This window comes from Novosphingobium sp. KCTC 2891 (genome assembly GCF_025938155.1).
In the GTDB taxonomy this organism is placed as follows: Bacteria; Pseudomonadota; Alphaproteobacteria; order Sphingomonadales; family Sphingomonadaceae; genus Novosphingobium.
This window is the reverse complement of the sequence record NZ_JAPCZG010000007.1, coordinates 1-17157: the sequence shown is the minus strand read 5'-3', so window position 1 is coordinate 17157 and position 17157 is coordinate 1. Positions and strand designations below refer to the sequence as shown.

Sequence of the window (17157 nt, the reverse complement as noted above, 5' to 3'; positions counted from 1 at the left end):
CGGCAGGCGCGCAAGGCGGGTGGATACGAATTACCCCGCCGCGCGGACGAGAATGTATTGCCCGTCCGCCGGCAAGGTCAGCGCGGCGATGTTCGGCGCCGAGGCGCAATCGCCCGGCGCGATGGGCTGGTCAGCCAGAAGAACCTGACCCTTGCGCGGGATGACCAGCAGCGGGCCGTCATATTCGGCGCGCAGGGCATCGCCGGGCAGTCCATCGACGCGGTGCGCGGTGAAATAGCGCCCGCGCGCGAGTTCGACCGTGCCGGTTTCGGGAATGTGCTTGCGCAAGCCGGGGTCCAGCGCCTCGCCCTTCGACACGGCGATGCCCTTGTCGAGATGAAGCTCGCGCGGGCGGCCATAATCGTAGAGGCGGTAGGTGATGTCCGAGTTCTGCTGGATCTCGATCAGCGAGACCCCCGCGCCGATGGCGTGGACGGTGTTGGCGGGGATGTAGAAGAAATCGCCGGGGCCGACCGGGTGCCAGACCAGCATGTCCTCGATGCTGCCATCGAGCGCGGCGGCGCGCATGGTGGCGGCATCGACCGGGCCGGTGAAGCCGACGCCAAGGGTGGCGCCGGGTTCGGCATCGATGACCAGCCAGCACTCTTCCTTGCCGCCATAGCCCGTGGCCTCGGTCTCGCCGCTGGCCGCCGCCTGCTCGTCGGACGGATGGACCTGCACCGAGAGCTTCTCGCTGGTGAAGATGTACTTGATCAGCAGCGAGGGCACTTCGGGCGGCGGCTCGAACCAGATCTCGCCGATCCGCTGGCCCCCGGGCGCGGAGAAGGGTGCTGGCAGCACGTCCTTGCCCCAGGGCTTTTCCACGGTGCGGATCGGCAGCTTGCTCACTGGTTGGCGGCTCCGGTCAGCTTGCCGACCAGCTGCGCGCCTTCGGGCGTGCAGACCAGCACTTCGCCATTGTCCACCACCACGATCAGGTTGGATGCGCCGATCACAGAAACACGAGGGCCGTCCGTGTGGACGAGGACATTGTTGCAGTCCTTGAGTTCGGCCGCGCCCTTGACCGCGTTGCCGGCCTCGTCGCGGTCGAGCGCCTCGTGCAGCGCCTGCCAGTTGCCGATGTCGGACCAGGCCATCACCGCCGGGACCATCGCCGCGCGGTCGGTGTTTTCCATCACCGCGTAATCGACGGATTCGCTTTCGATCTTCGCGAAGGCGGCCGGATCGGGGTGGAAGCGCATCCCGTCCTCGCGCCCCTGCTCGACCGAGGCGCGGACGGCCGCGGCCAGCGCCGGGCGGTGGGCTTCGAGTTCCGCAAGGAACGTGCCCGCGCGGAACGCAAAGATGCCACCGTTCCACGAATAGCCGCCATGGGCGAGAAACTCGATGGCGCGTTCGAGATTGGGCTTCTCGACGAACTTTTCGACCCGCGCGCCGGCGGTGCCTTCGATCGGTTCGCCCTGCTTGAGATAACCGAAGCCGGTCTCGGGCGCCGTGGGCGCGATACCGAACGAGACGAGCCAACCCTGCGCTGCCAGCTTTGCCGCTTCGTGCGCGGCGGCCTGGAAGGCATCGCAATCGCCGATGTGGTGGTCGCTGGGGCAGACCAGCATCACCGCGTCCGCGGGCAGGCGCAGCGCCGCCAGCGCGATGGCGGCGGCGGTATTCTTGCCCTCGGGCTCCACGATGATCCAGGTGTGCGCGCGATCGGGCAGCTGCTGCTCGACATGTTCGAGATGGGCCGCACCGGTAACGATCACCGGATCGCCGAATCCAGCCTCCTTGCCGCAGCGCAGCACGGTCGCCTCGAACAGGGTGGTGTCCCCCACGAGCGGCAGGAAGGGCTTCGGCTTGACCTTGCGCGAACGTGGCCAGAGGCGCGTCCCGCTACCCCCACAGAGCACTACCGGAATGATCTTGTCCATGAAATCCCGTCTTTTTTCGCAATCGTGAAGCTCCGCGACGCGGGGTGCGTCACTCCATCAATTGCAATATCTCGTCGATCGATGTGGCCGCGAATCCCACCGCGCTGTCCGAAATTCCATAAGGCACCAGCAGGTTCGCGCCCACCTTTAGTGCACCGCACGTATAGATCACATTTGGGACATATCCGAAACGGTCCGCATCGATGGCGGTCAACAAGGGGGTCCGGCTGCGGGCGATGACCTTGGACGGGTCATCCCGGTCCAGCAGCGCGCAGCCCAGCGCGTATTTGCGCATCGCCCCCACGCCATGGGTCAGCAGCAGCCAGCCGCGGTCCGTGAGGATAGGGCTGCCGCAATTGCCGATCTGCACGAATTCCCAAGGGAATTTCGGCTCCATCAGCAGCACGCCGTCATCGTCCCAGTGGTCGAGCCGGTCCGAATACATCAGGAACAGGTTCTTGCCATCCTGCCGCCCGACCATGCAGTAGCGCCCGCCGATCTTCTCCGGGAACAGCGCCATGCCCTTGTTGCGGCCGGCCCGCCCCTCGATCGGTTCGAGGACGAACTCCCGGAAATCACGCGTGCGCAGCAATTCGGAGCGGATCGAACTGCCCGAATAGGCCGTGTAGGTGCCCACCCATTCGAAATCTCCGTCGCCATGGTCGAAGCGGACCAGGCGCAAGTCTTCGAGGCCCCCGCGCTGCTGTTCGGTGATCGGGAAGATCACCGAATTGGACAGGCTGGATTCGGCGTGGCGATGCACCGTCACGGCGCTGTCGGCATCGACCATCGTGGCGTCGTCCAGCGTCATCGCGGTGGCGAAGGCGCTTTGCGGCCAGAGCTGGAAACTGCCGTCGGTGTGAGCGATGCCTTCGCGGAACACGATCGAGCTGATGTGCCCTTCACCCACGGCTCGCAGGCTCATCACGAAGCGCACCGACCCGCCGGTGATCCCCGACTGGTCGGGGTGCGGCACGATGCTGGGGTTCATCAGCGCTGCGGCGGCGTAGGTATATTCGTGGCAGAAATAGGCACCGATCAGCCGCTTGCGGATCGGGCTGAGCCCTTTGCCGTCAAGACCCAGCGCCGATTCCACTTCGCGATAGCGTTCCTCGAACAGTTGTTCGGTCTGCCAGTGGCGCTCCTCGAAATCGTGGAGCACACGGCCATACTCCTCCGCCGCTTCCCCATCGGGCAGCGCGAGAACGTCGGCCACCAGCCGCGCGGCGCGCGATCCCTGCGCGGTGCCGCCCGACCATCCCAGATGGAATGGCCGGAGGACAACCCGGGAGGGATCGGCGTGAAGCCTTTCGTCAAGAATTCGCAAGCTGGTGTGCGCCCTGCTGCGTTCGATCGACAAGTGCGCTCCCCATTCTGCGTGCAGCCATGATAGCCTGTCCGTCCCTTAACCGTCCCTGATCAAGACCGGGTCGGGCAAGCGCCTGCATCGCGTAGTGCGAGAGCTGGAATGCCAGAATCGATTCCGCGCCGCAATTCTCGTTCGCACCTTGCGGCGTAATACCATCGCGGCAGCGGCCCGAGACGATGTCGCCCAGCGCAACGCCGCGATCATTGGCTCCCAGATACCAGCGATAGGCCAGTTCGGCATGGGCGATCCATGATGGATCCCCCGTCGCGCGGAACGCGGCGGCGGCGGCGTCGATGGCGGCCCAGGCTTCCAAAGGCTGCTGATCGAAGGGCATCGTTTCGTAGGGGCGGTGGAAAGTTTCCGAGCCGATGGCGCGGAACTTCCCTTCTGCGGAAACCTGCTGGCCCGCGATGAAGCGCAGCGACTCAAGCCCGCTGTGAAGCCAGTCGTCACGGCCAAGCAGCGCGGCCGCCTCGATCAGCGCCTGCGGCATCCGCGGGTTGTCATAGCCCAGCACCGCTTCGAACCACGCCCAGTCGGGCCGGCGACCGGCCTGGAGCAGGGCGTGAAGCATCTCGCCCCCGCGCTTCACCAGATCGAGCGCCTGGCCGTGGCCGGGATCGACGCGGAGCGCCTCGAGCGCGCCAAGCATGGTGAAAGCCACCGCGCGCGGATAGGACACCTGCGAAAGCGGGCCGACGGCGATGTCGAACCACTGCCTTGCCCAGGCGCGCAGCCCCTCGTCCGGAGCCTTGCCCATGGCATGGCCCAGCGCCCACAAGGTGCGACCGTTGCTGTCTTCCGAGCCGATGTCCTCGCACCAGGTGCGGTCGAACGCCATGAAGTTGCGGAAGCGCTCCTCATCGGGATTCCAGGCATACTGGATGAACGAGGCATAGACCGTGGCCCAGCGCTGCCGCTGCGCCACGGGCACCGCGTCCGCCTCGCCCATCAGCATTAGCGCGCGCACGTTGTCGTCGATGCAGTAGCCATGACGACGATCGGGCACGATGCCGATCGAATGCTGGAACATCCCGGTATCGTCGCTCATCGCGCGCACCCCGGCAAAGCCCGGCGTGGCGAGGAGCGGCATCCGGCGCGGTGCGGTGACCACCACGCTTTCGACAAGGCCCGCACTCGCTTCGGCGAAGCGCGGCCAGATCGTATCGCGCCCACGCAGCCAGGCACGGCGCTGCATCGCCGCGAGCGCATGGGGATCGCCCAGCAGGCCATTGACCGCATCGGCCAGCGCCCCCGCCGAACGGGGCGGGATCAGCACACCGACATCGTCCGCCAGAAGTTCGCTGGCGTGGACATAGGGGGTGGAGACGACCGCCTTGCCCAGCGCGACCGCGAAACTGAGCGTGCCGGACGTGGACTGCTGGAGATTGGGATAGGGGGTGAGATAGATGTCGCAGGCTTCGAGCTGGTCGAGCAGTTCGTCCGTTTCGAGGAAGCGGTTGTCCCACTCGATGTTGCCGGCGACGCCCAGTTGCTCCGCGCGCGCGATCAGGCTGTCTCGGTAGGCCTCGCCCTGTTCGGCAACGAGATTGGGATGCGTGGCGCCGACGATGCGGTAGACGGTGGCGGGGTGCGCCGCGACGATGGCGGGCAGCGCCTCGATCACGGTTTCCAGCCCCTTGCCGGGGCCCAGCAGGCCGAACGTCATCATCACGTTGCGGCCCGCAAGGCCCGAACGCGCCTTGAACGCCTCGCCTCGGCCGAGCGGCCGGTCGGGCGCGCCGTGCGGGATCACGACGATGCGATCTTCCGCCACGTGATAAAGGCGGCGCAGCAGGCCCTGCGAATGATGGCTCATCACCATGACCCGGCTGGCGCGGCGCAGGATGTGATCGAGGATGGCGCGCTGCCGGTCCGAAGGCTCGGCCAGCACGGTGTGGAGCGTGACGATCAGCGGCGCGGCGATGCGATCGACCAGATCAAGCACCATTTCACCCGAGGGGCCGCCAAAGATGCCGTATTCGTGCTGGAGCCAGACGGCGTCCACCGCGTCTTCGTTGATGCGGCGCGCGGCGATGCGATAGTCCTCGGTGCGCTCGGCGCGGATCACGCCGCGGACGCCGGGATAGTCCAGCCCGTCGTGCGGGTTGTCCACCACGTGAAGATCGACCGACAGTTCAGGGTGGTGCGCGCGCAGCTGTTCGTAGAGATCGGTGGTGAATGTGGCGATGCCGCACTTGCGCGGGCGGAAGCCGCCGATCAGCGCAATCCGGCGCGCCTTGCGCGGCACGTGGGCGTCGGCGCCGAAGAAGTCGAGGACCGCGGCGCCGGTTTTACTGGCCGTGCGCGGCCGGTTGAAGGTGTCGTGATGGTCGATGGTCATCGATGGCAAGCCCCGAGGTCAAAATCTGTCCGTTCAATGAACCAAACGCGGCAACCGGGATTCGGTTGCGTTGCATCGCAACATAATTGAGGGCTCGGGCGCTCATCTTGTCGTAACTTAGGGTCGTTTCGAAGCGTGGGGCACCAGCACTTGCGTTAGCAGATGCAGCAACTAGGGCGCGAACCAGCGCTGTTCCCAGCCATAGGTGGATTCCACGGGGGCGCCCGTCTGGTCGAGAGCGGGGCGGAAGCGGAAGCGGTCCACCGCGAGCGCACAGGTCACCGCGTCCGCATTGGCGTCGCCGCTGGGCCGGTAAACCCTGCAACCGCGCACCCGGCCGTCGGTTCCGACCTTGAGCAGGATGACCACGCTGCGGCCCACGCGCGCATCGCGGCCCTCTCGGGGGTAGTCGCGGGCCGAAGTGATATCCCCCGCGATCTTGACCGCGCGGGTGGCGACATAGCGCCCGCCCGCGCCGTTGCCGCTGCCCCCGCTGCCGGTGCCGCTGCCCGCCGCGCCCCCGCCGGTGCCCGCACCGGCGGCGCTCTCGCCTGATCGCGTGTCGTTGCCGGTGGAGGCGGCGGGCGCTGCGGGAGCGGCGCGGGTGGAGATGCGCGCGGGCGCGGCGACGATCTGGGTGGCGCGGGCTTTCCGGCCCGCCGCCCCCTCGGCGCCTTCGGGCTCGCGCGCGGTGGTGGTCGCGGTCGGCTGCGGCGAAGGCTTGTCCAGCGGCACGTCATAGGCGGCGGTGGCGGGCTGCGGTTCGCCGCCGGGGAGCATGGCCACTCCGCCAAGACCGCGCAGAATGGCAAAAGCCAGCGCGAGATGGAGCAGCGCGACCAGCACGATAACCGCCGAACGCGGGCCGCGTCCCAGCCCATCGGCATCGACGTAGCGCGTCGGCCCGGTCGAGTCGGGAATGCTCATGCCGCTCCCAATGTCCCGCATGGCAGGGGGTTCCCCAAGCTGATTTTGGGCATTCCTATTGCCAAAATGCGGCAGCCGGTTTGTAAAGGGCGATGAAACCGGGTTAAAATGACGTTGGCGGGTGTACAGTGTTATACCGCGCGTCCCACCCAAAAGGTAGAATGCGGCTCGGGCAGAGGCCCGGTTAGGAACACAGATGCGAATCCTTGTGGTCGAAGACGAGCCGCTTCTGGCGATGCTCCTCGAGGAAAGCCTGGCTGACCTTGGACATGAAACAGTGACCACCGCCGCCACCGTCGATCAGGCAATGACCGTGCTGGCGGAGTGCGTCGTCGATTGCGCCCTGCTTGACTTCTCGCTGGGGCAGGACACCACCTCCGCCCCGGTGGCGCGGAGGCTGCTCGAAGCGGGCACGCCATTCTACTACCTGAGCGGCCACGCCTCGCTTGAGGAAACCGACGACACGCCCGACGCGCCGCTGCTGACCAAGCCGGTCAGCATCGAAGCACTGAAAGGCGCGCTCTCGGCCATGGCGACATTCTCGGCCGGGGCAGCCTGAAGCGCCCTTCCGCCAAGCCGCCTGCCGCTTACCCCTCGCCCATGTACTCGCGGTACCATGCCACGAACGCCGCGACGCCCTCGCGCACCGTGGTCGCGGGCTTGTAGCCAAGGTCGCGCTCAAGGTCGGAGACATCGGCGAAGGTGTCCGGCACGTCACCGGCCTGCAGCGGCAGGAGATTGCGCTCCGCCTTGCGGCCGATCTCGTCCTCCAGCGCCTCGATATATTCGGTAAGCTTGACCGGTGAATTGTTGCCGATGTTGTAGATCCGGTAGGGCGCGTTGCTCGTCGCCGGATCGGGCTTCATCGCGTCCCACGCAGGATTGGGCGCGGCGGGCCGGTCCAGCGCGCGGATCACGCCCTCGACGATATCGCTCACGAACGTGAAGTCGCGCGTGTGGTTGCCATAGTTGAACACGTCGATCGGCTTGCCCGCGATGATGTTCTTCGCGAACAGGAACAGCGCCATGTCGGGCCGGCCCCACGGACCGTAGACGGTGAAAAAGCGCAGACCCGTGGTCGGCAGACGGTAGAGATGGCTGTAACTGTGCGCCATCAGCTCGTTCGCCTTCTTGGTGGCGGCATAGAACTGCAAGGGGTGGTCGGCGCCCAGGTGTTCGCTGAACGGCATCGCCTGGTTGCCGCCATAGACCGAACTGGTGGACGCATAGACGAGGTGCTCCACCCCGTTGTGGCGGCTCGCCTCGAGAATGTTGGTGAAGCCGACGATGTTGCTTTCGACGTAGGCGCGCGGGTTCTCGATCGAATAGCGCACCCCCGCCTGCGCGGCGAGGTTGACCACGCGGCGCACGCCGTGCTCGGCAAAGGTGCGGTCCACCGCCACCTGATCGGCCATGTTGGCACGCACGAAGGCATAGGACCCGTTGGTGCGGCGCGCGGTCTCTTCAAGGATCCGTAGCCGCGCTTCCTTGATCGCGGGATCGTAGTAATCGTTGACCACGTCGATGCCGACGACATCGTCCCCGCGCTCCAGCAATGCCTTCGCGGTATGAAAGCCGATGAAGCCGGCATTGCCGGTAACAAGAATCGCCAAGTCCAATCTCCGTCGGGAACGCGAAACGCCCCTTAGCCGATTCGCTCTAGGCCATGGTTTCCGACGCGGTAAAGACTTGCGCGCAGAAGAGACCGCATTCGGCCCATTTGCAATTGCGCGGCCATGCGATGCTGGGGCATCAGCGAGCCCATGATGATGCTCACCCTCCTGCGCACGACCCTGCTGATGCCGTGGTGGGTGGCGAGCCTGGCCACGGGCGCGAAAAGCTTCATCGACCATCCCCTGATCGGATCGCGCCGACTGAACGAGGCGGGGCTGCACGTGGCGCGGGTGCGCGCCGCCCACGCGATGGCAGAGCGCCGCCGCGGCAAGCTGGCGGGGTTGATCCGGCCCGAGGACCGCGCCGCCTTCGAGCGCGACGGTTTCGTGGAGCGGCGCGATTTCCTGCCGCCGGCGGTGTTCGAGCGGCTGCGCGACGGGCTGAAGGCATGGCGCGGGCCGTGCCGCGAAATGCAGCAGGGCGATGCGGTGCCCCGGCGCGTGGCGCTCGATCCGCCGGGCCATCCTGCTCCCAGCCGTGCTGTTTTGCCTGCTGTCCTCCGCATTCTGGCTGATCTTCGCCTCGAACCGCTATGTGTCGGAATCTCACGCCCTTATCCAGAAGACCGAGCTTCCGAGTGGTGGCGGGCTGCACTTTGGCGGATTCCTGGGCGGGATCGCATTGGGAGGCGACCGCGGCGATCAGATGCGGATGCGTGACTACATGCTTTCCACCGACATGCTGCGCATGCTGGACACCCGGTTGCACTTGCGCGCGCAGGCACCGCGATCCGTTCACGCGGCTGTGGTCTGCCCACGCGTCGATGGAAAACTTCCAAGCCTATTTCCAGAACCGCGTGAAGATCGACTACGACGACACGCAAGGCGTGCTGGTCGTTTCTGCCCAAGCGTTCGATCCCCAGACCGCGCAGGCCATCGTGCAGACCATGGTCAGCGAAGGCGAGGCCTTCATGAACCGCAGCGACCACGATCTGGTAGCTGCGCAGGTCCCCTTTTTGGAAGGCGAGGCCGAGCGGACCAGCGCAACCTGGCCGCGCGCAAGGCGGTGATAGACTACCAGAGCAAGGAAGGCCTGCTCTCGCCCGAACTGGCGGCTGAGCGCACCGAGGGCATCGTGGGTCAGTGCAGGCCCACCGCATGGCATTGCAGACCCAGCTGCGCACGGTGCAGGCCTATCAGGTGCCCACGCACCCCCAAGTCGTGGCAGTCCAACAGCAGATCAACGCGGTGGACGCGCAGATCAAGAGTGAAACCGCAAAGATAGTTTCGCCCAACGGCGCCGCGCTGAATCGCAAGATCGAAACTTTCCAGCGGCTGCCGCAGGAAGCGGTGTTTGCTCAGCAGATGCCAGACGACCCTGACCGGGCTGGAAAAGGGCCGCATCGACGCGATGCGCAAGGTCCGCAAGGTCACCGTCGTCCAGAAGCCGACGCTGGCCGAACGATCCATCAAATCGCGCCGCTTCTACAACGCGCTGGCGTTCACGCTGGTGACCATGCTCGCCGCGGGAATCGCCCTGCTGGCCGTCGTCCGCGATCACATGGACTGACACGAACATGACCTTTCAAGAGTGGATGACCGGCCTTGGCATGGCGATGGCGAGCGCCGGGACGCTGGGGATCGATCCGGCGGTGCTGGCGGCGCTGGTCCAGAGCGCGCAGAACCAGGCGCAGCCGGACAGCAGCACAACGCCCGCGACTTCGGGATCGCCCCGACACTCCCTTCGCTGGACGTGACCGCGCTGCCGGCGGCCGAGAGAATGGCTGACCAGACAATCCAGCAGACCACCAACACCGGCGGCGTGCCGTTCGACTATCACGCGAACGTGAATTCGGACGTGTTCGGCGCGCAGCTGTTCGCGGGCGTCTTCACCAAGGCCTCGTCCGTGCAGTACAACCCCGACTATATCGTGACCATGGGCGACCGCATCTACATGCGCATGTGGGGCGCCTACAGCTTCAACCAGTACCTGGTGGTGGATCCGCAGGGCGACATCTTCATCCCAACGGCCCCGGGCAGTACAATGGCACCAGCGCCGACAGTCTGCTGCACTATCTTGACCTCGCCGGCGGCGTCGATCCAAACCGTGGTTCGTTCATCTCTGTGCAGGTGAGGCGCAGGGAAATGGTGCGCAAGCGTGTGAACCTGTACGAGTTCCTGTTCCGGGGCGTGATGCCGCAGGTGCAACTGGGCAATGGCGAAATGATCTTCGTCGGCCCGCGCCAGAACACGGTGACCGTGGGCGGCCTTGCTGAAAATCCGAAGGTGTTCGAATTCCCCATCGGCACGCCGACAAACGCCGCCGACGTGATGCTGATGGCGCGGCCGCTGGCGGCAGCCACGCACATGCGCATCGCGCGCAACACCGGATCGGTGAAGAACGTCGAATACTATCCGCCGTCGGACGCGCCGCGGCTGGCGGTTGCCAATGGCGCCGAGATCGACTTCACCCCCGACAAGAGGCTCGGCACGATCACCGTGCGAATCGAAGGCGAGCACGATTCACAGCAGAAATACGTGCTGCCCTATGGTTCGCGCGCGGGCGACCTGTTGCGGCAGGTGAAGTTCTCCGAGCGATCGAATGCCGACGACATCCAGCTGATCCGCCGGCGCGTAAAGCATCGGCAGAAGGAGATACTGCAAACCTCGCTCAGCCTGCAGATGGCTACGCTGACGGCGCGATCGGGCACCAACGACGAATCCATGCTGCGCCGCAACGAGGCCGACCTGATGCTGCGGTGGATCGACCGGGCGCGCCAGATCGAGCCGATCGGACAGGTGGCGATCGGCCACGCCCCCGAACGCGACGCCCTGCTGCTGGAGAATGGCGACGTGCTGCAGGTGCCGACGAAGGACGGCTTGGTGCTGGTGAGCGGCGAGGTGCTGTTCCCCAACGCAATAGCTTATTCCAGCTCGGCCAGCGCGAGCGACTATGTGCAGACCGCCGGCGGCTTCGCACACAAGAGCGGATCGCGCCGCATCGTGGTGGCCCACGGCGACGGCAGCTTCGACCAGGTGGCAGAGAACGCCCGCCCGCTGAAAACGGGTAACCAGGTCATTGTCCTGCCCCGTGTGGACGTGAAATCGTACCAGATTGTCAAGGATATGACACAGATCCTTTACCAGATCGCGGTTAGCGTAAAGGAGGTTTTGGGGCTGTGACAATGCGCGTATTGACCGTTTTCGGGACCCGTCCCGAAGCCATCAAGATGGCCCCGCTGGCCAAGCGGCTGGCAAGCTCTGCCGCGATCGACGCACGCGTCTGCGTGACGGCGCAGCACCGCGAAATGCTCGACCAGGTGCTGCGCCTGTTCGAGATCAGCCCCGATTACGATCTCGATCTGATGCAGCCGGGCCAAACGCTGTCCGGCCTGACCGCAGCGATCCTGACCCGGATGGAAGCGCCGCTGGCCGACTTCCGGCCCGACATCGTGCTGGTCCATGGCGACACGGCGACGACCTTTGCCACCAGCCTGGCCGCATATTACCGGCAGATCCCGGTGGGGCACGTCGAAGCGGGCCTGCGCACCGGCAACCTCTATTCGCCCTGGCCGGAGGAAGCCAACCGCAAGCTGACCGGCGCCCTGGCCCACCTGCACTTTGCGCCGACCGAGCAATCGCGGCGCAACCTGCTTGCAGAAAACGTGCCCGCCGGATCGGTCAGCGTGACCGGCAACACGGTGATCGACGCGCTGCTGATGGTGCGGGAAAAGCTGGAAACGGATGGCGCACTGGCCGGAGAACTGGCGCAGCGCTTTGCCCCGATCCTGCGCGAAGGCGCGCCGCTGGTGCTGATCACCGGGCACCGGCGCGAGAACTTCGGCGGCGGGTTCGAACGCATCTGTACTGCGATCGCCGCGCTGGCTCGCCGCTATCCGCACGCGGACTTCGTCTATCCGGTGCATCTCAATCCCAACGTGCGCGAGCCGGTGAACCGCATCCTTCAAGGCATCGCCAACATCCACCTGATCGAGCCGCTGGACTACCTGCCGTTCGTGTTCCTGATGGTGCGCAGCCACCTGATCCTGACGGATTCCGGCGGCATACAGGAAGAGGCCCCGTCGCTGGGCAAACCGGTGCTGGTGATGCGCGACACCACCGAGCGCCCCGAGGCGGTAGAAGCGGGCACCGTGCGGCTGGTGGGCACGTCGCAGGAGAAAATCATCGCGGGCGTGAGCGCGCTGATGGATGATGCCAAGGCCTATCGCGCGATGGCCTTCGCCCACAACCCCTATGGAGACGGTCGCGCCTGCGAACGGATCGAACAGGTACTGGAGCAATGGAAATGACCCCGACGGCGCAAGACGAACGCAAGAGCAGGCAGCGGGACCGGCGCCTGCCTTTCGGGCGGATTTCCGTGGTCGGCCTCGGCTATATCGGCCTGCCCACTGCGGCGGTGTTCGCATCGCGCGGGGTAGAGGTGATCGGCGTGGACGTGAACGCGCACGCCGTGGAGACGATCAACGCAGGCCGCATCCACATCGTGGAGCCGGACCTCGACATGGTAGTCCACGCAGCCACGCTGGAAGGCACGCTGCGGGCAACAACTGTGCCTGAACCGGCCGAGGCATTCCTGATCGCGGTGCCGACGCCGTTCAAGGATGGTCACGAACCAGACCTTTCGTATATCGAGGCGGCGGTGCAGGCGATTGCTCCGGTCCTGGCCAAGGGCAACCTGGTGGTGCTGGAATCCACCTCGCCGGTGGGTGCGACCGAGCAGATGGCGGCGTGGCTGGCGGCGGCGCGGCCCGACCTGACCTTTCCGCAGCAGGCGGGTGCAGAGTCCGACATACGCATCGCCTATTGCCCCGAGCGGGTGCTGCCCGGCCACGTGCTGCGCGAGCTGGTAGAGAACGACCGCGTGATCGGCGGCATGACCCCGCGCTGTTCGGAGGCGGCCTGCGCGCTCTACAAGACCTTCGTAATGGGCGAATGCGTCATCACCAACGCGCGCACCGCGGAAATGTGCAAGCTGACGGAAAACGCGTTCCGCGACGTTAACATCGCATTTGCCAACGAGCTTTCGCTGATCTGCGACAAGCTGCAGATCAGCGTGTGGGAGCTGATCACACTGGCCAACCGCCATCCGCGCGTCAACATTTTGCAATCCGGCCCAGGCGTGGGCGGGCACTGCATTGCCGTGGACCCGTGGTTCATCGTCAATCGCACGCCGGAAGAGGCGCGGTTGATCCGCACCGCGCGCGAGATCAACGACTTCAAGCCGCACTGGGTGATCGACAAGGTGCGCGCCGCCGTGGAGCAAGTGGCCAGCGCGCGCGGCTGCGTGCAGGCGGAAATCACCGTCGCCGCGTTTGGCCTGACGTTCAAGCCCGACATCGACGACTTGCGGGAAAGCCCGGCGCTGGAGATCGTCGAGCACCTGACGGGCAGCACCGCGGCGCGGTTGCTGGCGGTGGAGCCGAACATCGAGGCCCTGCCCGAGCGGCTGGCCGCGCGGGGGGTGACGCTGGTGGATGCGGACGACGCGCTGCGCGAGGCGGACGTGCGCCTGCTGCTGGTGGACCACAAGCCGTTTCGCGCATCGGTGCCGCCGGTCGGCCGAGGCGTGATCGTGATCGACTGCAAGGGCATCTGGGACCGCGGCGGCCAGATCGAGGTGCCGTGACACGAGCATCCGGCGCTTTGCCGGCCGGGCCCCTGGCAGCGGAGGCCTTGCCGACCGATGCCCAGTCCACGATCACCATGCTGGAGCAGGAACTCGACCAGGCGTGCGCAGCCCTTGCCAGCCAGCAGGCGATGTCGCGCCAGCAGGCGGAGATCTTTGCGCGAACGCTGGCCGCGCAGGACGGGCGCGTTCTGGCGGTGCGCCGGACGATCGCTTCCAGCTCGGGGACGCGCTGCTCAACGGGCCGCGCGCTGCGAGCGCTGCCCGGCACGCTGATGGCGATCCACCGCGAGAACCTGCAACGCAAGGCAAAGCCGGCGGACCAACTTGTCACCGAAGCCGATCCTGCCGCGGTCCAGCCTTTCCTGTCGACATGGACGGACGGGGGGATGACGGCAGTCAACGCGGCGATTGCACGCGCAGAGCGGGATGGCGAACGCGCGGCAGCGGTGCTGGCGGGCACCAGCTGCTGAGGTGTGACATCGGCGCTGGCCGACAGCATAGGCGATACGGCAGCGTTCAATCCGCTGGAGGTGACGCGGCTGGAGGCTGCACGCGGGGCGTTGCGGCTGGACCGCCCGAAGCCCGGACACCACCGGCTTCAACAGTGGCACCTCGATCATCGACAATGTCTTCAACCGCATCGGCGACATCGGGCAGGACGACGGACCGGCATCGACCGCGGCGATCCGTCTGGTCAATTCACGCGACAACGTGATCGCCAACAACTACTTCCACACGGTGCGCAACCGCACGGCGCGCGAATGCGCGCAGATTCATCCAGTTTATCTGGCGCACTATTCGTCGGGCACCCGCATCGAAGGCCATACCTTCGAAGATTTCTGCGGTGCGGCGATCAAGCTGCGCGACCGGTCCAACGACAACACGATCATCGGCAACCATTTCAAGACAGGCGACAGCGTGACCGCCATCGACGAATGGTACTGCGACGCCGAGACCAACGGAGAATGCACCAAGGCGGGAGGCGAATGCCCGTCCACCGGCAACATCGCCCGCGACAACCGCTTTTCCCCACCCTTTGGAGTCAAACAGTTCACCGTGCGCGGCAAGCGCCAGCCGCGATCGAGTTCTGCCATGTCGTCGCCACGCCCGAGGAAGCGCGGGCCTTGTTCGAGCGGCTGCGCCACGGGCCTTCGCAGGACGACCTCGACCGCGTGCGGCAGGGCTCGATCGACCCCATGGACCGGGGATACCGCGACTATTCGCGTCTGATCCGCGATCTTGCGCGCGATGCCGGCTGCGGCCACCGCGTGCTCTACATCCACGACCAGCACACACCCACGCTGATCCGCCATTGCCGGGGCGTGGTGGTGATCAACAGTACCGTGGGCCTGACCGCCGTGGGCATGAAGTGCCCGACCAAGCCGGTCGGCGAAGCGGTGTGGGACATGGAAGGGATGACCTACCAGGGACCACTGGAACAGTTCTGGACGGAAGCGGACAGCGCGGTGCCGGATCACCACCTCTACCTGAAGTTCCGCGACGAACTGATCGCCACGACCCAGATCAACGGCAGCTTCTATCGCAAGCTGGCGCCGGAAGCATCGGCCACCGGGCTGATCTGGAACGCGGAGGCGGGCGCCACGGCCAACCAGAGCCAATCCTGCGACGGCGCAAAGCCCAAGCTGACACTGGTCCCGACCGCGGCACCACCGTCCGGCGCGGTCACAGGCTCCAGTAGCGAAGCCCCGCGGGAACCGATTCCGGCGACAGCACGGATTTGACATCGACGATCACGCCGCCGGGCGTGACCATGCCGGCCAGTGCCTGCGGCGACATCTCCAGGAAAGCGCGGTGCGAGACGGCCAGCACCAGCACATCAAGCTCGGCCATGTCCTCCAGCGGGGAGAGCGCGATGCCGAATTCGTGCCGCGCCGCCGCCGGATCGGCCAGCGGATCGTGCACCAGCGGCGCGATGCCGAATTCCGCGAATTCGCGGACGATGTCCTCCACCTTGGAATTGCGGATGTCCGGCACGTTTTCCTTGAACGTCAGGCCAAGGATGCCGACCCGCGCCTCGCGCAGCGGCCGGCCGTTGGCGGTCATCATCTTCACCGCGCGCTGGGCGATGTAGCTGCCCATGCCATCGTTGATGCGGCGCCCGGCCAGGATCACCTGGGGGTGATAGCCAAGCTGTTCGGCCTTGGCGGTGAGGTAGTAGGGATCGACGCCGATGCAGTGCCCGCCGACCAGGCCGGGATAGAAGCGCAGGAAATTCCACTTCGTCCCCGCCGCCGCCAGCACTTCGCTGGTGCGGATGCCGACAAGGTCGCAGATCTTGGAAATCTCGTTCATCAGCGCGATGTTGATGTCGCGCTGGGTGTTCTCGATCACCTTGGATGCTTCGGCCACCTTGATCGACGATGCACGGTGGATGCCCGCCGTCACCACGGCGCCATAGAGATCGGCGAGCGTATCGAGCGTTTCATCGTCCTGCCCGGAGACGACCTTCACGATCTTCTCGAACGGGTGCTCCTTGTCGCCGGGATTGATCCGCTCGGGGCTGTAGCCCAGCTTGAAATCGACGCCGCATTTCAGGCCGGAAACCGCCTCGATCGCCGGGGCGCAGACCTCCTCGGTCGCGCCGGGATAGACGGTCGATTCAAACACCACGATCGTGCCGGGAGAAATCACCTTGCCCACCGTGCGGCAGGCGCCGTGCAGCGCCGAGAAATCGGGCCGGCGGCTTTCATCGACCGGCGTCGGCACGGTCACGATGATCACCGAGCAATCGCGCAACGCCTCAGCGTCGTCGGTGACTTCGAGGCTCGATGCCGCCAGTTCCTCGGCGGTGACCTCGTTGGTATAGTCCTCGCCCGCCCTCAGCGTGGCGATACGGTGCGCGCTGATGTCGAAGCCGGTGACGCGGAACTTGCGCGCGAACGAAATCGCCAGCGGAAGGCCCACATAGCCCAGACCAACAACGCCCACGCGCTCAACAGCTTTGCTCACCGTCATCCGATCCGTCTTGAAAACCGGCCCCGAGCGGGCCGCATCGCCGCCCCGCTTAATAGGGCAACCCTTCCGGTCCGGTAAACGCGCGCGGTGCTCTGCGGTTTTCCTTACGGAAATCCGTCCGGTAGGTTGGCCGGGCGACAATCGTTTTTCCACAAGCACCCGCCGGATTTTTGATTTAAGGGGCCGCAGACTCGTTTGAATGCCGGGAGATGCAGATGTCCGAAACAGCCACGCTTACCGCCCCGGAAGCGCCCCTCCGCAGCACCGTCCGCAATGACTGGACGCGCGAGGAGATCGCCGCGCTGTTCGACCTTCCGTTCCCCGAACTCGTGTTCCGCGCCGCCGAAGTGCACCGCGCGCATCACCGCGCGGGCGAAGTGCAGCTGTGCACG

Annotated in this window: 19 protein-coding genes and 1 pseudogene; 13 read left to right on the top strand and 7 right to left on the bottom strand. The window is 66.0% G+C overall.

Going from position 1 to position 17157, the window contains the following annotated elements; genetic code table 11:
• Nucleotides 1–30: 30 nt before the first annotated feature.
• The 5 genes from OLX02_RS13515 to OLX02_RS13495 form a co-directional block, all read right to left on the bottom strand.
• Nucleotides 31–849, bottom strand: coding sequence for a class I mannose-6-phosphate isomerase (locus OLX02_RS13515; protein WP_264423632.1), 819 nt, complete (start codon nucleotides 847–849; stop codon nucleotides 31–33).
• Nucleotides 846–1886 (bottom strand): mannose-1-phosphate guanylyltransferase, encoded by a 1041-nt coding sequence (locus tag OLX02_RS13510; protein WP_264423630.1) that lies wholly within the window; start codon nucleotides 1884–1886, stop codon nucleotides 846–848. Before OLX02_RS13510 ends, OLX02_RS13515 begins: the two co-directional genes overlap by 4 nt.
• A gap of 49 nt (nucleotides 1887–1935) precedes the next feature.
• A complete protein-coding gene (locus tag OLX02_RS13505; protein ID WP_264423628.1) occupies nucleotides 1936–3246 on the bottom strand; it encodes a glycoside hydrolase family 130 protein in 1311 nt (436 codons plus the stop codon).
• Nucleotides 3200–5599 carry a glycosyltransferase family 4 protein gene (locus tag OLX02_RS13500; protein ID WP_264423627.1) on the bottom strand — a complete coding sequence of 800 codons (2400 nt, stop codon included), beginning with the start codon at nucleotides 5597–5599 and terminating at the stop codon, nucleotides 3200–3202. Before OLX02_RS13500 ends, OLX02_RS13505 begins: the two co-directional genes overlap by 47 nt.
• Nucleotides 5600–5770: 171 nt before the next feature.
• Nucleotides 5771–6526 (bottom strand): energy transducer TonB, encoded by a 756-nt coding sequence (locus OLX02_RS13495; protein WP_264423625.1) that lies wholly within the window; start codon nucleotides 6524–6526, stop codon nucleotides 5771–5773.
• 196 nt (nucleotides 6527–6722) lie between these two features.
• Here OLX02_RS13495 and OLX02_RS13490 point away from each other — a divergent pair, with 196 nt between their 5' ends.
• A complete protein-coding gene (locus OLX02_RS13490) occupies nucleotides 6723–7085 on the top strand; it encodes a response regulator (RefSeq protein WP_264423623.1) in 363 nt (120 codons plus the stop codon).
• A 28-nt stretch (nucleotides 7086–7113) separates the two neighbouring features.
• Here the strand turns inward: OLX02_RS13490 and OLX02_RS13485 are convergent, their stop codons facing one another.
• Nucleotides 7114–8139, bottom strand: coding sequence for an NAD-dependent epimerase (locus tag OLX02_RS13485; RefSeq protein ID WP_264423621.1), 1026 nt, complete (start codon nucleotides 8137–8139; stop codon nucleotides 7114–7116).
• Between the two features lie 153 nt (nucleotides 8140–8292).
• Between OLX02_RS13485 and OLX02_RS13480 the strand changes: the two genes are divergently transcribed.
• The 11 genes from OLX02_RS13480 (at nucleotide 8293) to OLX02_RS13430 (ending at nucleotide 15531) form a co-directional block, all read left to right on the top strand.
• Nucleotides 8293–8859 carry a hypothetical protein gene (locus OLX02_RS13480; protein WP_264423619.1) on the top strand — a complete coding sequence of 189 codons (567 nt, stop codon included), beginning with the start codon at nucleotides 8293–8295 and terminating at the stop codon, nucleotides 8857–8859.
• A gap of 104 nt (nucleotides 8860–8963) precedes the next feature.
• Nucleotides 8964–9209, top strand: a complete 246-nt coding sequence (locus OLX02_RS13475) for a hypothetical protein (RefSeq protein ID WP_264423617.1) — start codon at nucleotides 8964–8966, stop codon at nucleotides 9207–9209.
• 284 nt (nucleotides 9210–9493) lie between these two features.
• On the top strand, nucleotides 9494–9709 hold the full coding sequence (locus tag OLX02_RS13470; RefSeq protein WP_264423615.1) for a hypothetical protein: 216 nt from the start codon (nucleotides 9494–9496) through the stop codon (nucleotides 9707–9709).
• Between the two features lie 7 nt (nucleotides 9710–9716).
• Nucleotides 9717–9896 carry a hypothetical protein gene (locus OLX02_RS13465; protein ID WP_264423613.1) on the top strand — a complete coding sequence of 60 codons (180 nt, stop codon included), beginning with the start codon at nucleotides 9717–9719 and terminating at the stop codon, nucleotides 9894–9896.
• Nucleotides 9897–9919: 23 nt separating this feature from the next.
• Entirely contained in the window at nucleotides 9920–10273 is a 354-nt protein-coding gene (locus tag OLX02_RS13460; RefSeq protein WP_264423611.1) for a polysaccharide biosynthesis/export family protein, read from the top strand.
• 56 nt (nucleotides 10274–10329) lie between these two features.
• Nucleotides 10330–11322: a hypothetical protein gene (locus OLX02_RS13455; protein WP_264423609.1), complete on the top strand. Its 993-nt coding sequence runs from the start codon at nucleotides 10330–10332 to the stop codon at nucleotides 11320–11322.
• A 2-nt stretch (nucleotides 11323–11324) separates the two neighbouring features.
• Nucleotides 11325–12449: a non-hydrolyzing UDP-N-acetylglucosamine 2-epimerase gene (gene wecB / locus OLX02_RS13450; RefSeq protein WP_264423607.1), complete on the top strand. Its 1125-nt coding sequence runs from the start codon at nucleotides 11325–11327 to the stop codon at nucleotides 12447–12449.
• Nucleotides 12446–13786, top strand: a complete 1341-nt coding sequence (gene wecC, locus OLX02_RS13445) for a UDP-N-acetyl-D-mannosamine dehydrogenase (protein ID WP_319641250.1) — start codon at nucleotides 12446–12448, stop codon at nucleotides 13784–13786. The genes wecB and wecC overlap by 4 nt, the downstream gene beginning before the upstream one ends.
• A gap of 47 nt (nucleotides 13787–13833) precedes the next feature.
• On the top strand, nucleotides 13834–14259 hold the full coding sequence (locus tag OLX02_RS13440; RefSeq protein WP_264423605.1) for a hypothetical protein: 426 nt from the start codon (nucleotides 13834–13836) through the stop codon (nucleotides 14257–14259).
• Nucleotides 14260–14500: 241 nt separating this feature from the next.
• The gene (locus OLX02_RS13435; protein WP_264423603.1) at nucleotides 14501–15019 is read left to right on the top strand and encodes a hypothetical protein; all 519 of its coding nucleotides are present in this window, start codon (nucleotides 14501–14503) and stop codon (nucleotides 15017–15019) included.
• Nucleotides 14914–15531, top strand: coding sequence for a hypothetical protein (locus tag OLX02_RS13430; RefSeq protein WP_264423601.1), 618 nt, complete (start codon nucleotides 14914–14916; stop codon nucleotides 15529–15531). The genes OLX02_RS13435 and OLX02_RS13430 overlap by 106 nt, the downstream gene beginning before the upstream one ends.
• Here OLX02_RS13430 and OLX02_RS13425 read toward each other — a convergent pair.
• On the bottom strand, nucleotides 15473–16765 hold the full coding sequence (locus tag OLX02_RS13425; RefSeq protein WP_264423600.1) for a nucleotide sugar dehydrogenase: 1293 nt from the start codon (nucleotides 16763–16765) through the stop codon (nucleotides 15473–15475). The two genes, OLX02_RS13430 and OLX02_RS13425, sit on opposite strands and share 59 nt — an antisense overlap.
• 215 nt (nucleotides 16766–16980) lie before the next feature.
• Between OLX02_RS13425 and OLX02_RS13420 the strand changes: the two are divergent.
• Nucleotides 16981–17157, top strand: a pseudogene (locus tag OLX02_RS13420) (biotin synthase); the annotation flags it as partial.

Excerpts from the sequence above, each read along its gene's own strand:
- wecC (WP_319641250.1), top strand. The coding sequence starts at position 12,446 with ATGACCCCGACGGCGCAAGACGAACGCAAGAGCAGGCAGCGGGACCGG.
- OLX02_RS13480 (WP_264423619.1), top strand. The coding sequence starts at position 8,293 with ATGATGCTCACCCTCCTGCGCACGACCCTGCTGATGCCGTGGTGGGTG.
- OLX02_RS13425 (WP_264423600.1), bottom strand. The coding sequence starts at position 16,765 with ATGACGGTGAGCAAAGCTGTTGAGCGCGTGGGCGTTGTTGGTCTGGGC.
- OLX02_RS13465 (WP_264423613.1), top strand. The coding sequence starts at position 9,717 with ATGACCTTTCAAGAGTGGATGACCGGCCTTGGCATGGCGATGGCGAGC.
- OLX02_RS13500 (WP_264423627.1), bottom strand. The coding sequence starts at position 5,599 with ATGACCATCGACCATCACGACACCTTCAACCGGCCGCGCACGGCCAGT.
- OLX02_RS13475 (WP_264423617.1), top strand. The coding sequence starts at position 8,964 with ATGGAAAACTTCCAAGCCTATTTCCAGAACCGCGTGAAGATCGACTAC.
- wecB (WP_264423607.1), top strand. The coding sequence starts at position 11,325 with ATGCGCGTATTGACCGTTTTCGGGACCCGTCCCGAAGCCATCAAGATG.
- OLX02_RS13510 (WP_264423630.1), bottom strand. The coding sequence starts at position 1,886 with ATGGACAAGATCATTCCGGTAGTGCTCTGTGGGGGTAGCGGGACGCGC.
- OLX02_RS13490 (WP_264423623.1), top strand. The coding sequence starts at position 6,723 with ATGCGAATCCTTGTGGTCGAAGACGAGCCGCTTCTGGCGATGCTCCTC.
- OLX02_RS13495 (WP_264423625.1), bottom strand. The coding sequence starts at position 6,526 with ATGAGCATTCCCGACTCGACCGGGCCGACGCGCTACGTCGATGCCGAT.
- OLX02_RS13460 (WP_264423611.1), top strand. The coding sequence starts at position 9,920 with ATGGCTGACCAGACAATCCAGCAGACCACCAACACCGGCGGCGTGCCG.